We start from the raw sequence: 15383 nt of genomic DNA, 5'->3' as shown, positions 1-15383 counted from the left end.
AGCCGGTCGCCTTCGCGGTGGTGGCGGCCCAGGCCATCCAGCTGCCCGTGGCACTGGCGAGCAGCACGGTGCACGCGATCGAAGGCCGGCTCGACCTGCCATTGGCCGCGTTGTGCGGCCTGTTGATGCTGGCGGGCTCGATCGCCGGCCAACGCGCCGCCGCCCGGCTCGACACGCGGCAGCTCCAGCGGCTGGTGTCGCTGCTGCTGCTGGCGGTCGGCGGCTGGTTCGCCTGGCTGCTGCTGGCCTGAACTTTCACTGGAGCGAAAATGCTTTCCCAAGATCTGCTAAACATCCGCGGCGACCTGCTGCTGTCGCCTGAATGGCTCATGCTCCCCGACGGGCCGAAGCCCGGCATGGCGGTGCTGGTGCGCAACGGCCGCTTCGCCGCGGTCGGGCCGCTGGAAGAGGTCGTCGCGGCGCACCCCGGCCTGTCGCCGGTCGCCTTGCCGCAGCGGCTGCTGATGCCGGGCCTGGTCGACAGCCACACCCACCTGACCCAGTCCTTCGGCAAGGCGCTGGCCTTCGGCGAGCCGTCCGAGATCTTCCGCCGCATCTGGGTGCCGATGGAATCGATGCTCGATGCCGACGCGGCCTACCTCGCCGCCAAGCTGTCGGCGCTGGAGTCGCTGCGCGGCGGCTTCACGACGGTGGTCGACGCCGGCACGCGCTCCGAGGCCGGGCTCGACGCGGTCGCCGCCGCGGCCCGCGACACCGGTATCCGCTGCGTGCTCGGCATGATCTGCAACGATGCCGGGCTCGAAGGCGACGCGGCCGCCCAACGGCGCATCCTCGACGCTGCGGCGAGCTTCCTGGCCCGGCTCGAGCACGATGCGCTGGTCCATCCCTCGCTCGCGATCTCGATCCCCGAAGCCGCGACCGACCGCATGTTGCACTACGTCGCGGCGCTCACCCAGGAGAGCGGCCGCCGTTTCCAGACCCATGTCAACGAACACCTGGCCGCGGTCGAGCGCTCGCTGGTCGCGCGTGGCCTGCGCCCGCTTGAACTGCTGCATGCCTGCGGTGCGCTGAATGCCTCGGCCTTGCTGGCGCACGCCACACTGCTGACGCCGCGCGAGATCGGCCTCTTGCGCGACGGTGGCGCCGCCGTAGCCTACAACCCGGTCGCCAGCCAATGGAAGGGCAATGCGGTGCTCGACGCCGGCCTGATCGGCATGCTGGGTGTGCCCTTCGGCCTCGGCACCGACGGCACCCGCGCCGACGGCTTCCGGCTAATGGATGCGGCCGAGGCCACGCAGCGGCTGACCCATGGCCTGGCCAACGGCGATTCGTCCTGCGGTGGCGGCTGGCCATGGCTCGACCATGCGACGCACCGTGGCGCCGAAGCCGTGGGCCTGGGCGGGCTCACCGGCCGCATCGCCGAAGGGCTGGCCGCCGACTTCTTGCTGCTCGACCTCGACCGGCCGGAGTTCGTGCCAAGCTGGGACCTGAGCTGGGAGTTGGTGCGTCTCGGCAATCGCGATCAGATCGAGGCGGTGTTCGTCAACGGCGCCATGCGGCTGTGGCAGGGCTGGCCGGTCGACTGGGACGCGCGCGCCCTGATGCGGGAGGTGGCCGCCATTGCACGTCGCGATGTGCAGCGCGCGCCGATTCAGCGCGTGCATCCGGTGGCGGACAGGCATCGGGCCCAGCAGTCGGGCCCTGCCGGCGTCAGTCGAAGCTGACGTTGTCCGCCATCAGCGTGCCGCTGACCACCCGCGAACCCGACACCGTCACCTTGGCGCCATTGCGGAGATTGGCCGCGGTGCCGCCGGCGAACACCACCGTGGGGGCACTGGCGTCGACGCGCTGTCCGCGGACGATGAAATTGGCGGCCGAGACGTAGCCGCTCACGGTACCGACCACGAAGAACGACACAGGTCCTCCTGTGCCCGGAACGTACCGGATCCGGAGCTTCGTGGTGACCAGCGTTCCGTTGACGAGGATGCCCGCCGCGTCGACCTTCACCCCGTTGCCGATCGATCCGGACGGGCCGCCCGTGATCTGGGCCGTCGAGGCGTCGACCGTCGTGCCCAGCAGCTTGAATGAACCCAGGGCCGCATAGTCCGTGATGACGCCGGCCAGTTGGGCGACGGAGCCGTTGGTTTGCGGCACCGCGTTCCACCGTTGCACGCTCGACGCATCGAGCACGCCCGATGCACCTGATCCGGCGGCGGCGCGGACGCGCACGAAAACACCGTCCGCCATGGTGCTGGCGTCGAGTCCGGGCAGGAAGGCTGCGCTTCCATACCGAACCGTGAGGCTGCCGAGCTTGAAGGAAGCCGTACTGGTGTCGAGGTTCCGCACCACGCCAGTGACAATCGGCGAGGCCGCTGCCAGCTGCCGTGCGACGCGGGTGGCGCGCAGCACGCCCGCGGTGTCGGGCAGGCCCCAGACCTGGACCGCGATGCCCGGCACCAGGTTGGCGAGCCCGCCGAGGTCTGACCACACCGTGGCCGTGTCGGTGGTGACCGGCGTGCCCAGCACGGAGAAGCTTCCGGTCGCCGGATCGACGGACGACACGCTGCCGCGAAGCTCCGCCGCGGAGGCGATGTCCTTGGCGACGCCAGTGGTGAAGTCGGTGCTGACAGGGCCGGTGACCTTGACCGTCATGCCGATCTGCAGCGTGTCGGCGTCCTCGAGGCTCAGCACCGCGCTGTCCGTGTCGTAGCGCAGGCCGTTGACGAAGATGCTGCCGAAGCCGTCGACCGAGCCGATGCCGGTGGCGTCCGCCGTGCTGACGCCGGTACCGCCGGATCCGACACCCGAACCGTCGCCGCTGGAAGCCGTCGTCGTGCTCCCGCCGGCCGACGCTGACGTGGCGCCGCTGGCGTCGCCGCCAAGCTCATTGCCCGACGCCGCCGTGGCGCTGCCATTGGAGGCGCCCGCCAGGCCCAGGCCGGCGACACCGCCACCGCCACCGCCACCGCACGAGAGCAGCAATGCCGTCGACAACGTAATCAGCAGGTTCTGGATGAATCTCGATTTCACGATTTGCCTTGATCTGGTTTGGCGGGGTGCAGTTGCGGCGCATCCGTGTCCTGGCCTTCATAGTAGGCATAGATGCCGACCCGGACGCGGCCCCTTTCCTGTTCGCCGGCCCGGTCGACGGCGCGCGTCATTTCGCGTGTGAGTTCGTGATGCAGCGGGCCCCAGCGTTGCTTGGCGAGTTGATTGATCCGTTCGCAGTCCTCCAGTGTCACACCCGTCGCATAGACGGCGCGCTCGAGCAGGGGGGGCTGGCGCCCCAGCGTGTTCGCGACGGCCGCATTGAGGTGGTCCCGTGCGTTGTCGCCCAGGAACGCCAGCATCGACTGCAGGTCCTCGGCGGGCACGAAGCCATCGGTTTTGAGTTCGACCCGTCCCTCGTTCTCGGCCACCATCCGCAGCCGCAGCAGTTCGTCCAGGATCGTCCGGTGGTGAACGTTGCCGCGGCTGCCCAGCCTCGCGATGGATTCGAAAGTGATGGCCGCGTCGCCGGCAATGGGCAACTGTCGGTAGGTGGGGTCGTCGGCGACCATCTGCAGCCAAAAAGTGAAAGTCTTGGCCGCCGCCGACATCTCGGTGGCCGGCAATACGCCGGTCGTATCCCTGACCTTGGCGGTCACGGCCTTGCGGTTCAGCCCCGTGGTCACCGACAGCTGGCTGATGTTCGGCTTCTTGACCCCCTTGGCGAGCCACAGGCGGTGTGCTTCATCCAGCAGGAGGTCGCGTACCATTTCCTCGAGATGAGGGTGCTTCATTCCCATCGCCAGCGCGAGCCTGATCACGGGACGCAGTATCCGCGCGCAAGCCGCTTGTGCCCAGGCCAGCTGGTTTTCCATGAATGATGACAGTGCGTTGTTAGTCGCCGCGCATTCGGAATGCGCGGCCAAGAGAATTTTTCTATCGAAGACTCAAGGATCGCATGAAATTCGCGGTCTCCATTTTGGGCATGGATTTGACTAAATGGGAATATGTCCCATATTCTGCACTTCCGCCATCGCTTTGGAAATCGCCGTGAAACTGCTTCGACACCTGCGCACCGGCCTGGCCTGCGGTCTGCTGGTCTCCCTCTACGCCTGCGGTGGCGGAGGTGGCGGAGGCGGCGGAGGCGGCGGCATTCCCATCAGCGACGGCACCACGCCCGCCGCCAGTACCTCGAGCACGGACCCTGGCATCGGCACATTGCGGCTGGCGATGACCGATGCGCCCGCCTGTGGCTACGACGAGGTCAACGTCACGGTCCAGAAGGTGCGAGTGCACCAGAGCAGCAGCGCCGCGGACGACAGCGCCGGATGGTCGGAGGTCGCGCTAAACCCCGCCCGGCGCATCGATCTGCTGTCGCTCACGAACGGCGTGCTCTTCGAGCTCGGACAGACGCCGCTTCCTGCGGGCAAGTACACCCAGCTGAGGCTGGTGCTGGCCGACAACAGCGCAGGCTCGCCACTGGCCAATTCGGTGATACCGACCGGCCGCGCCGAGACCGCGCTGAAAACGCCAAGCGGCCAGCAGGCGGGCGTGAAGGCCAATGTCGACTTCGACGTGGCGCCCGGCAAGCTGGCCGATCTCGTGCTCGATTTCGACGCCTGCAAATCGGTGGTGCGGGCCGGCGCCTCGGGCAATTACCTGCTCAAGCCGGTGCTGACCGTGATTCCGCGCTATGTGTCCGGGGTGACGGGCTTCGTGGACAGCAGCATTGCCCTCGGCAGCACCGTCAGCTCGCTGCAGCAGGCGGGCGTCGTCGTCAAGGCCACCTCGCCGGACAGTGCCGGCAAGTTTCTCCTGCAGCCCGTGGCGCCTGGTACCTACACGCTGGTGGTGACGGCTCCGGGCCGGAGCACGGCGGTGGTCAGCAACGTGGTGATCAGCGCCGAAACGGTGAGCTCGCTGAACCTCGCGAGTTCGGCCCTGAATCCGCCCGCTTCGCCCAGCGCGGTGCTGTCGGGCGGGGTCGCCACCGGGATTTCGCCCATCGATGCCACGGTGCGGGTCCTGCAGCCGCTGACCAACGGCCCCACCATCGAAGTAGCGGGTGCTGCGGTCGACAGCGTGAGCGGCGACTACAGCTATACCGTGCCGGTGAACGCACCCCTGGTTGCGCCCTATGCACCCGGTCCGGGCGCACTGGTCTTCGTGGCCGACGCCGGCGCAGCCGGCCACTATCGGCTGGAGGCCGCTGCCGGCGGAGTCACGAAGACCGTGACGCCGCCCGTCCTGACACCGGCCCTGGTCGTGTCGACCAACTTCAGCTTTCCCTGACTTGCGGCGGCCTACTCGATGATCCGGAACTGGTCGAGGTACTCGGTCTTCAGCGTCAGGCCGAGGCCCGGCTTGTCGTCGTCGAGCTGCAGGAAGCCGTTGTCGGCGACCGGCTCGCCGTCGAAGATGTAATAGAACAGCTCGTTGCCGACCTCGACCTCGTGCATCGGGAAGTATTCGCTCATCGGCGATGCCAGCGTGCTCATCGTCAGGTGGTAGTTGTGCATCTGGCCCGCATGCGGGATCACCGGCACGCTCCAGGCCTCGCACAGCGCATTGATCTTGTGCGCCGCCGTGATGCCGCCGACGCGGTTGGTGTCGTACTGCACAACGCTCACCGCCTTGCGCTCCAGCAGCTGCTTGAAGCCGTACAGCGAGAACTCGTGCTCGCCGCCCGAGATCGGAATCGAGCTGAAGGCGTTGAGCTCGGCGTAGCCGTCGATGTCGTCGGCGATCACCGGCTCCTCGACCCAGCGCGGCTGGAACTTCTCGAGCTTGGGCAGCATACGCTTGGCGTACTCGACGTTCCAGCCCATGTAGCACTCGAGCATCAGGTCGTTGTCGTCGCCGATGACCTCGCGGATGGCCTCGACCGCCTTCAGGTTCTCCGCCACGCCGCGGGTGCCGTGCGCCGGGCCGTAGCCGAAGCGCGACTTGAACATCGTGAAGCCCTGGTCCATGAACTTCTGCGCCTCGCGCTGCATCTCGTCGAGGTCGGTGCGATAGAGCTTCGAGTAGTAGCAGGGGATCTTTTCCTTGGTGCGGCCGCCCAGCAGCTTGAACACCGGCTTGCCGACCGACTTGCCGAGGATGTCCCAGATGGCCAGGTCGACCGCCGAGATCGCCGCCATCGTGACGCCTTTGCGACCCCAGGCATGGGTCGCGCGGTACATGCGCTGCCAGAGGTATTCGTAGTCCCACGGGTCCTGGCCAATCACCAGCGGCGCCAGGTACTGGTCGATGATGGCCTTGGCGATGCTCGGCGCCAAAGCCACGTTGCCGAGGCCGACGATGCCGTCGTCGGTCTCGATCTCGACCACCGTCCAAGCGTGGAACCGAAAGGTGCTCATGGTCTCGGCCGGCGAATAGAGCAGGTCCATCGCGTTGGAGCAGAAGTTGCCTTGGGGCGGAACGGTCTTGCCTTCCCATTGGAAGACGCGGGCGCGGACGGATTTGATCTTCATGATGTCGCTGGGTTTGAAGGGGTTCAGGTGGTGTCGCGGGTCGCCAGCCGGTGCGCGGCTCCCATTCGACTCGCGATGCGGAAAGCCTGCCAGGTGGCCTCGACACTGGCCTTGCCCTGCCCGGCGATGTCGTACGCGGTGCCGTGGGCGGGCGTGGTGATCGGAATCGGCAAGCCGCCCTGCACGGTCACGCCGCGGCTGAAGCCGAGCAGCTTGATCGCGATCTGGCCCTGGTCGTGGTACATGGTCACGATCGCCTGATAGTCGCCGGCCTGCGCCTTCAGGAAGATGGTGTCGGCCGGGAAGGGGCCATGGAACGGGGCGTCGGTCGGCCAGTCGCGCGCCTGCAGCGCCTTCACGGCCGGCGCGATGATCTCGAACTCCTCGCGGCCGCAGACTCCGCCGTCGCCGCCGTGGGGATTGAAGGCCGCGATCGCGATCCGCGGCTGCGCGACGCCGCTCGCCAGCAGCGAGCGGTAGATCAGCGTGGCCGCCTGCTCGATGCGCTCGGCCGTGATGTAGCGCGCCACGTCCTTCATCGGCACGTGCGAGGAGATGCGCGAGGTCCAGAGATCGCCCAGCGTGTTGAACTCGCAGAAGTAGCCGGTGACGCCCAGGTAGGCGGCGAAGTGGTGCAGCTCGTCCTCGTGCCGCATGCCGCCGATCTTCATCGCCTGCTTGTTGAGCGGCGCGAAGCAGATCGAGTCGACCTCGCCGGCCAGCGTGGCGTCCATGCAGCGGTCGAGCACCTGCAGCACAGAGCGCCCGCCCGCGGCCTCGGCCTGGCCGCGGTGAACCTGCGCCGGGTCGATGCTGTCGACCGCAAGGAAGGCGGGCCGTACCGTGCTGGCGCGCTCGCGGACCACGGCGAAGGAGGGCACGTCGTCGGTCTCGACCTTCAGGCCCGCGATGTGCTGGCCGTCCTCCCACAGCCAACGGTCGCCGACCAGCACGATGTTGGCGAGCGCGGTGGCATCGGGTCGGGCCAGCAGGCGGGCGATCAGCTCGGCGCCGATGCCGGCGGGGTCGCCGAGGGTGAGGGCGACGACGGGCGGTCGTGAATGGCGCATGGTGTCAGTCCAGCGGGATGCTGTTCTTCTTGATGATGTCGCCGAAGCGCTTGTATTCGGCCGCATGAAAGGCCGCGAACTGGGCCTGCGTCATCGGCGTGATCTCGGCGCCGATGGCCTCGAGGCGCGCCTGGGTCTCGGGCATCGCCAGCACCTGGTTGATGGCGTCGTGCACCTTCTCCTGCACCGCCTTCGGCGTCGAGGCCGGCATGTAGATGCCGTACCAGGCGCTCATCTCCACGCCCGGCACACCGGCCTCCGCCAGGGTCGGCACGTTGGGCAGCTGCGGGTTGCGCGTGGCCGCGGTCACGGCCAGGGGCCGAATCTTGTTGTTCCTGATCTGCCCGATCACCGAGGGCAGGGTGTCGAAGCTCAGCTGCACCTGGCCGCCGATCAGGTCGATCAGGGCCGGCCCGCTGCCCTTGTAGGGCACATGCGTAATGTCGATCCGGGTCGCGTCCTTGAACATCTCGGCCGCGATGTGCTGCGTGCTGCCGGCGCCGCTGGTGGCGTAGTTGAGCTTGCCGGGCTCTTGCTTCGCGAGCTGCACCAGGGCCGCCACCGACTCGGCCGGCAGCGTGTTGCTGACCACCAGCACGTTGGGCACGGCGCCGACGAAAGCCACCGGCACCAGGTCGCGGTTGTTGTCGTAGCCGAGCTTGATCAGGTGCGGCGCGATGGCGTGGGCGGTGACCACGCCCATCACCATGGTGTGGCCGTCGGTGGCTTTCGCCGTGGCGTCCGCGGCCAGCGTGTTGGAAACGCCCGGGCGGTTCTCGACCACCATCGGCTGCTTCAGCAGCGGGCCCAGCCGGTCGGCCACGGCACGGGCCATGGCGTCGGTGCCGCCGCCGGGCGCCGAGCCGACCAGGATCCTGACCGAGCGGGTCGGCCAGTCCTGGGCCTGGGCCAGGCCGGCCGTCCAGGCGAGCGCGAGCGCAGCCGTCACCGCGGCGAGTTGACGTTTCATTCGCGTGTCTCCAATGTGTGTTTCGAACCGATGCCTGGATGGTAGGAATGCAATTGATCGCCGTAAACTGAAAGCTCGTGATCAATCAATAACCAGGAGTGATCAATCATGGGTTCGCTGGATCGCCAGCAGAGCACGCCGCAGCTGCTCAACCGGCTGCGCATGCGGCAGATCGCGCTGATCCTCGCAATCGACGAGAAGCGCACCTTGAGGGCGGCCGCGTTCCAGCTCGGCATGACGCAGCCGGCGGCCACCAAGATGCTGCACGAGCTCGAAAGCGCACTCGGGCAGCCGTTGTTCGAGCGCGTCGGCCGCGGGCTGCGGCTCAACGACGCCGGCGCCCGCGTCACCGGCTACTTCCGCGGCATTCGCGGCAGCATGGAAGCGCTGAACCGCGAGCTGGGCGAACTGCGGCTAGGCAGCGCGGGCAAGTTTTCGGTCGGCAGCATCATGGCCGCGTCTCCGGGGCGCCTGTCCGAAGCGCTGCTGGGCCTCAAGGCGCTGTTTCCGCTGCTGGCCATCGAGATCGCGGTCGACACCAGCGATCGGCTGCTGGCGCAACTGCGCGAAGGCGTGCTTGAGGTCGTCATCGGCCGCCGGGTCGGACTGCCGCAGTTCGAGTACAGCTTCAGGCCGATCGAGGACGAGGGCCTTTCGGTGGTGGTGGGCAACGACCATCCTCTGGCGCGTCGGCGGCGGGTCGAGTTCGATTCGCTGCTGGCCTACCCGTGGATCCTGCAGCCGCCCGGCAGCCCGATGCGCGACGTCATCGAGCATGAGTTCCGGGACCACGACGCGACGCTGCCCAAAGGGCTGATCGAGACCGGCTCGATCCTGACGACCATCAACCTGATCCGTCGCTCGGAACTGGTGGCGGTGATCCCTGAGGCGGTAGCCCGGCGCGACGCCGAGCACGGCGTGCTGCGCATCGTTGCCTACCGCATCCGACAGAAGCTGCCCGCCTACGGCAGTCTGGTGCGCAAGGACTGGCCCTTGAGCCGGCCGGCGCAGCAGTTTCTCGAACTGCTGCATCGGGCGGCCTGACAGCACGTCGGCAAGCCGCAGCGCCACCGGCACCGGAGTGGACCAGCGAATGCGCACGCGACGCGACCTGCGTAGCCTGTCTGAAACGCAATGCGGGCATGTGAGGGCCTCAGGGCGGCGCCGCGGCCGCCACCCCATACAGGACCAGTGCCGCCACGACCACGGCGGTGAAGCCGATGTGGATCGCGAGCAAGGTGGCCAGCACCGCCGCGGTGACGGAGGCGCAGCCGTTGATGCCCCAGGCCCAGGGAATGAGCCGGGCATCGGAGGCCTCCACCCGGGCCAGGCCCAGGGGAAAGGGCATGCCCATGAAGAAGGCCAGCGGGGCGATGAGGGCCGCCGAGATCAGGATCCGCGCCGCATCGGGCAAGCCCATCGCGTGCTGGAAGAGCCAGGGCAGCAGCAGCAGGCAGAGCGCCGCCGACAGCGCGATTGCGCCCACCACTGCCACCACCGGGTATCCCTTCAGTCGACCGGACACGCGGCTGCCGATGCCGGCGAAGAGCAGGAACGCGAACAGCACGACGGCGATGGCGTACAGCGGATGGCTCAGGAACAGGACGAACTTCTGGATGAACGCGATCTCGATGAACATGAAGCCGAAGCCGATCGCCAGGAAATACGCCAGCACGCGCTCTCGCGATACAGTGCCTGACACGACGCCCGGTACGCCCCCGCCCTGCCGCGCACCGGACCGCGCGACCCATAGCAGCGGCAACCCGATCAGCAGCAGGCTCGCGACCAGCGCCTGCACCAGCGTCGCCACGAGCACCGGATAGCCCCATTCGAGCAGTGGAAGGCCACCCTGCTCCTTCAGCGACAGCAGTTCCGGCAGCGAGCGCCACTTGAAGAAGTGGAAGAAGTGCGGCTTGTCGTCTGTGGCCGGTTCGATATGGAACTTGTAGCGCGCCGTGAATTCGTCGCGCCCGGGGCCGAGCAGCGCCTGCGCGCCGTCGAACAGGTCCGGCCCTTCGACCACGTTGAAGCGATTCGCCTCGTCCCGCCGCATGCCCGGGTAGAAGGCGACATCGAAGGAGCGGGCCACGCAGAAGCCCTTGATCGCGGCGATGTCCTCTCGGGTGAGCGCGCCGTTCTTGACTAGCAGAGTGCTGGTCTTCCAGCTTCGTATCAGCGCAAGCCGCGATCCGGGGTCGCCGATGCCCGATCGCTCCAGCGCCACCACCGCGGCGGCGAAGAGCTTGAGCGCATCGCGCGGCGGCAGCGTGACCCAGCGCGTGACCGCCAGCAGGCCGCCGGGCTGCAGGTGGCGCAGATCGTCCTGCACGGCCTCGACCGTGTAGAGATAGTTCTCGGCGAGCGCGTAGAGCCCGGCCGAGGAGGCGCTGAAGGAATCGAGCAGCGCCACCTGGATCAGGTCATAGCGCTCCCGGCTGGCCGCAATGAAGCCGCGCGCCTCGGCCACGTGCACCTGCGCCATCGGCCCGTAGACGCCGCCCGCCGCGAGCGCGAACGGGCCCTGCACCAATTCGACGATCTGCGGATTCAACTCCACCGCGTCGATGCGGCGGGCGCCGTGATAGTGCGCCTGCAGCACGTCCGCCCCGGCGCCGGAGCCCAGCACCAGCACGTGCGGCCGGCGCAGCAAGTGGTAGGGCAGGGCGGAGCTGATCTGGTCCAGATGGGCCAGGCTGTCGCGCCGGCCGTCGAAGCGGGTCAGCGCGTTGAGTCCTTCGCCGTCGGTGAAGACGCCCCATTGCGGCGGCGGCTCGGTCGACGCGCTGAGGCTCAGGCCCGGCGCGTGGCGCAGCGGAATGCGCGGGCTCTCGACCACGCTGACGAGGCCCAGGGGGCTCGATCGCTGCGCCACCACCCGGGCGCCGGGGATGCGCAAAGTCTGCGACAGCTCCTTGTAGGGCGACATGACGGGCGCCAGCCACGCCGCGGGCAGCAGCAGGAGGCCGCCGGCCATCGCGATCGGCAAGAGCGCCGGCCAGCGTCGACGCCCGCCGCATTCGATCCATCCGACCGCCGCCGCGACGCAGCCCAGCGCGCCGATCAGCTGCAATGCGTCGGCCGGCGATAGCACGTACAGCAGCGCCACGATTCCCAGGCTCCCCGCGCCGGCACCGAGGATGTCGACGCTGTAGATGCGCGACAGCTCGCCGCGAAAGCGTTGCAGGGCCATGCACACGCAGGCGCCGGCGCACATGAAGGGCAGCAGGAGCAGCAGGTAGACGGCCAGCAGGTAGAGCGGCTGGCGCGGGTCCCAGAGGATTTCGAGCGGATTGAACGGCACGCGCTGCGCCAGGGCGAAGCAGCCCATCGCAGTGAGTCCGAACGCCGCGGCGGCGGCGCAGAAGAGCGGCGCGAATCGCTGCTGCACCGCCCGCTGCGCCAGGGTCAGCAAGGCGCCGCTGGCACCCCAGCCGAGCAGCGCCAGGCTGATGATCATGTAGGCGAAGTGGTGCCACAGGATGATCGAGAACAGCCGCATCAGCAGGATCTCGTAGGCCAGCGCGGCGGCCGAGACCAAGGCCACGGCGATCAGCGGCGCGGCGGCCATCGGCGCTCCGGGCTCAGCGTTGGCCGGTCAGCGGAACGAAGGCCACCGGCAGGACCTGCCGCGTCGACACCGTTCCGTCGGGGTTCTTCTCGATCATCATCAATTGCTGGACCATGAACGCCGCGCCCACCGGAATCACCATCCGGCCGCCGGGTTTGAGCTGGCGGATGAGCGGCGGCGGGATGTGGTTGGCCGCCGCGGTCACGAGGATGGCGTCGTAGGGTGCATGTTCCTCCCAGCCGTAGTAGCCGTCGCCCAGGCGCACCTGGACATTGTCGTAACCCAGTTTCTGCAGGCGTTCCGTGGCCTGGAGTCCCAGCGGCTCGATGATCTCGATGGTGTAGACCGCGCGGGCCAGCTGCGCCATCACTGCCGCCTGGTAGCCTGAGCCGGTCCCCACCTCGAGCACCTTGTCGCCCGGCCCCGCCTTGGCCAGGTCCGTCATCAGCGCCACGATGTAGGGCTGCGAGATTGTCTGCCCATGGCCGATCGGCAGCGGCCGGTTCGCGTACGCATAACCGACCTGGTCGGCGCGCACGAACTCGTGCCGCGGCACCTTGCCGATAACCGCCATCACGCGGGCGTCGAAGGCGGGCCTGCCGGTCTCCGCGGCCGTCTGGCGTGCGTGCGCCGCGATCTCTTCCGTCATCCGCTGCCGCTCCGATGCGAAGTCCGAAGGGGCCACGCCATGGGCCCCTGTCAGGGCCAGGAGAAGCGCCGCCGCCATCGCACGGACCATCGGTGTGACCATTGTTCGGCGATCATGGCCGAGCGCGAAAGCGCGGTCCAGTGCGGCCGGCAAGGCCATGGTCGAAACGAGGACGATGCGGCCTTGGCGGGTGCTATGCGACCTGGCGCATAGCAGATGTGCGCCGACAGCGGTCGTCGCGATGGCGAGCCGCTCGTAGACTGGTCCGCATCATTCCGATTCATGACCCCAGGAGACAAAGTGGACGACTTCACGCAGCTCAAAGTGGCGATCGCCGATCACATCGCGACGCTGACTCTCAATGCCCCGCCCGTCAACGCGCTGACGCGCGTGCTAAACGACGAACTGACCCGGGCTCTCGACCAGATTTCCGAGATGGAAGAGGTACGCGTCGTGATCCTGACCGGCGAGGGCAAGGTGTTCTGCGCCGGCGCCGACTTGAAGGGGCGGGCCGAAGTGATCAAGGGGCCGGGCGACCTGATGGCCCACTCGCGGCGTACCCGGGAGTGCTTTCACGCCATCCGCGAATGCGCCAAGCCGGTGATCTGCGCCATCAATGGCGCCGCGCTCGGCTCCGGCCTTGCCATGGCGGCTTCCAGCGACATCCTGATCGCGTCCGAGAAGGCCTCGCTCGGCCTGCCCGAGGTCGATGTCGGGCTGCTCGGCGGCTGCCGGCATGCCATGCGCTTGTTCAGCCACTCTCGCCTGCGCCGCATGATGCTGACAGGCATGCGCGTGCCCGGGGCCGAACTGCTCCGGCTCGGCATCGTGGAAGCATGCACGGCGCCCGAGGACCTGATGCCGGCAGCGCGCGAGATCGCCGCCACCATCGCATCCAAAAGCCCGGTGTCCACGCGGATGGGCAAGCACACCCTCAATGTGATCGAGGACATGAGCCTGCGCGACGGCTATCGCTACGAGCAGGACATGACTGCGCAGATCGCCAAGACCGACGATGCGAAGGAAGCCCAGCGCGCTTTTGCCGAAAAGCGTGCCCCGGTGTTCACCGGGCATTGAGCCCGCTCGGACACCGCCAAGTGGGCGGGCGTCGTGAAGCGCGCCGGCCTCAAATCGGCTGATCCGTTGCGCGCCGTCCATTCGTCGCTTGCGGGACGGCATTCGACCTCGCATGGTGTTGAAATCTCATGCCAACGAGCGGCCTGGCCCGGGCTGCCGCACCACGAAAGGACGAATCATGTTCGCTGAACCCTCCGCCAAGACCACCGAACTCCTGCAGCGCCTGCGCCAGTTCTTCGACCAACACATCTATCCCAACGAGGAGCGCTACCACCGCGAGATGGACGCATTCCGCCGCGAGGGCAATGCGTGGCAGGTCTCGCCGCTGATCGAGGAGCTCAAGCCGCTCGCGCGGGCGGCCGGGCTGTGGAACATGTTCCTGCCGCACGAACACCGCGGCGTGCCGGGGATTTCCAACCTCGACTACGCGCCGCTGTGCGAGGTGATGGGCCGCGTCTCCTGGTCGGGCGAGGTCTTCAACTGCTCGGCGCCCGATACCGGCAACATGGAAACGATCGAGCGCTACGGCACCGAGGCGCAGAAGGACCAGTGGCTGGAGCCGCTGCTTCGAGGCGAGATCCGCTCGGGCTTCCTGATGACCGAGCCGGCCGTTGCATCGTCCGACGCCACCAACATCCAGTGCACGATCCGGCGCGATGGCGACGAGTACGTCATCAACGGTCGCAAGTGGTTTTCCTCGGGAGCCGGCAGCCCGCGCTGCAAGATCTTCATCGTGATGGGCAAGACCGACCCCGAGGCGCCGCGCCACGCGCAGCAATCGATGGTGCTGGTGCCGCGCGAGGCGGCCGGCGTCACCGTGCTGCGCCATCTCTCGGTCTTCGGCTACGACGATGCACCGCACGGCCACATGGAAGTGCTGCTGGAGGATGTGCGCGTGCCGGTGTCCAACATCCTGCTCGGCGAGGGCCGCGGCTTCGAGATCGCGCAAGGCCGCCTCGGGCCCGGGCGCATCCATCACTGCATGCGTTCCATCGGCGCCGCCGAGCGCGCGCTCGAACTGATGTGCGACCGCTTGCAGAAGCGCATCGCCTTCGGCAAGCCGCTGGCCGAGCAATCGGTGTGGCACGAGCGCATCGCCGAGTCGCGCTGCCTGATCGACCAGGCGCGCCTTCTCACGCTCAACGCGGCCTACAAGATGGACACGGTGGGCAACAAGAACGCACGCGCCGAGATCGCGATGATCAAGGTGGTGGCGCCCAACATGTCGTGCAAGGTGGTCGACTGGGCCATCCAGGCGCATGGGGCGGCCGGCGTCAGCCAGGACTTCTGGCTCGCCGAGGCCTATGCGCATCAGCGCACGGTGCGCATCGTCGACGGGCCCGACGAAGTGCATCGCAACGCCATTGCCAAGCTGGAATTGGCAAAGCGCGCCGAGCCGGCGCGCGCCTGAGACGCTGAGCGCCTCGGGATCGATCATCGGGGGTCGGCGCATCAGTCCAGCTTGGCGCCAACCGCCTTGGCGAGTGAACCCCAACGCTCAGATTCAGCGGAGATGAACGGTCCGAACTCCTCGGGCTTGCTGCCGACGACTTCCACGCCCTGCTGCTCGAATTGCTGCTTCAGGTCGGGCGAGCGCAATGCGGCTCCGACGGCTCCATACATC

General features: G+C 68.0%; 13 protein-coding genes. 6 read left to right on the top strand and 7 right to left on the bottom strand.

Features of this window, described 5'->3' with window-relative positions; all coding sequences use genetic code 11:
• Both AC1DY5_RS16685 and AC1DY5_RS16680 read left to right on the top strand, forming a co-directional pair.
• Positions 1–251 (top strand): TSUP family transporter (locus AC1DY5_RS16685; RefSeq protein WP_478113087.1); only part of this gene is annotated, 251 nt, incomplete at its 5' end.
• 18 nt (positions 252–269) lie between these two features.
• On the top strand, positions 270–1685 hold the full coding sequence (locus AC1DY5_RS16680; RefSeq protein WP_478113086.1) for an amidohydrolase family protein: 1416 nt from the start codon (positions 270–272) through the stop codon (positions 1683–1685).
• On the opposite strand, the gene AC1DY5_RS16675 is transcribed toward AC1DY5_RS16680, so the two are convergent.
• Together AC1DY5_RS16675 and AC1DY5_RS16670 are read right to left on the bottom strand one after the other, a co-directional pair.
• Positions 1672–2991, bottom strand: a complete 1320-nt coding sequence (locus AC1DY5_RS16675) for a DUF5666 domain-containing protein (protein ID WP_478113083.1) — start codon at positions 2989–2991, stop codon at positions 1672–1674. The genes AC1DY5_RS16680 and AC1DY5_RS16675 overlap by 14 nt on opposite strands.
• Complete coding sequence (locus AC1DY5_RS16670) at positions 2988–3824, bottom strand: DUF6502 family protein (protein WP_478113081.1); 837 nt, start codon at positions 3822–3824, stop codon at positions 2988–2990. The genes AC1DY5_RS16675 and AC1DY5_RS16670 overlap by 4 nt, the downstream gene beginning before the upstream one ends.
• Before the next feature lie 175 nt (positions 3825–3999).
• Between AC1DY5_RS16670 and AC1DY5_RS16665 the strand changes: the two genes are divergently transcribed.
• Positions 4000–5241, top strand: coding sequence for a DUF4382 domain-containing protein (locus AC1DY5_RS16665; protein ID WP_478113079.1), 1242 nt, complete (start codon positions 4000–4002; stop codon positions 5239–5241).
• Positions 5242–5252: 11 nt separating this feature from the next.
• On the opposite strand, the gene AC1DY5_RS16660 is transcribed toward AC1DY5_RS16665, so the two are convergent.
• The 3 genes from AC1DY5_RS16660 to AC1DY5_RS16650 are packed head-to-tail and all read right to left on the bottom strand — an operon-like array spanning position 5253 to position 8465.
• Complete coding sequence (locus tag AC1DY5_RS16660; RefSeq protein ID WP_478113077.1) at positions 5253–6425, bottom strand: L-rhamnonate dehydratase; 1173 nt, start codon at positions 6423–6425, stop codon at positions 5253–5255.
• A 23-nt stretch (positions 6426–6448) separates the two neighbouring features.
• Positions 6449–7495, bottom strand: a complete 1047-nt coding sequence (locus tag AC1DY5_RS16655) for a 4-hydroxythreonine-4-phosphate dehydrogenase PdxA (RefSeq protein ID WP_478113076.1) — start codon at positions 7493–7495, stop codon at positions 6449–6451.
• A 4-nt stretch (positions 7496–7499) separates the two neighbouring features.
• Positions 7500–8465, bottom strand: coding sequence for a Bug family tripartite tricarboxylate transporter substrate binding protein (locus AC1DY5_RS16650; protein ID WP_478113075.1), 966 nt, complete (start codon positions 8463–8465; stop codon positions 7500–7502).
• Positions 8466–8573: 108 nt separating this feature from the next.
• Here AC1DY5_RS16650 and AC1DY5_RS16645 point away from each other — a divergent pair, with 108 nt between their 5' ends.
• The gene (locus tag AC1DY5_RS16645; protein WP_478113073.1) at positions 8574–9509 is read left to right on the top strand and encodes a LysR family transcriptional regulator; all 936 of its coding nucleotides are present in this window, start codon (positions 8574–8576) and stop codon (positions 9507–9509) included.
• Positions 9510–9618: 109 nt separating this feature from the next.
• Here the strand turns inward: AC1DY5_RS16645 and AC1DY5_RS16640 are convergent, their stop codons facing one another.
• A complete protein-coding gene (locus tag AC1DY5_RS16640; RefSeq protein ID WP_478113071.1) occupies positions 9619–12033 on the bottom strand; it encodes an SAM-dependent methyltransferase in 2415 nt (804 codons plus the stop codon).
• A 13-nt stretch (positions 12034–12046) separates the two neighbouring features.
• Positions 12047–12784 (bottom strand): protein-L-isoaspartate(D-aspartate) O-methyltransferase, encoded by a 738-nt coding sequence (locus AC1DY5_RS16635; protein ID WP_478113070.1) that lies wholly within the window; start codon positions 12782–12784, stop codon positions 12047–12049.
• Positions 12785–12982: 198 nt separating this feature from the next.
• Between AC1DY5_RS16635 and AC1DY5_RS16630 the strand changes: the two genes are divergently transcribed.
• Together AC1DY5_RS16630 and AC1DY5_RS16625 are read left to right on the top strand one after the other, a co-directional pair.
• Positions 12983–13759 (top strand): enoyl-CoA hydratase/isomerase family protein, encoded by a 777-nt coding sequence (locus AC1DY5_RS16630; RefSeq protein ID WP_478113068.1) that lies wholly within the window; start codon positions 12983–12985, stop codon positions 13757–13759.
• A 178-nt stretch (positions 13760–13937) separates the two neighbouring features.
• Positions 13938–15170, top strand: coding sequence for an acyl-CoA dehydrogenase family protein (locus AC1DY5_RS16625; protein WP_478113066.1), 1233 nt, complete (start codon positions 13938–13940; stop codon positions 15168–15170).
• Positions 15171–15383 lie beyond the last annotated feature (213 nt).

This window comes from Variovorax sp. P4_D9, from assembly GCF_056401695.1.
The sequence above is the reverse complement of the archived record's forward strand: the minus strand, read 5'-3'. Positions and strand labels throughout refer to the sequence as shown.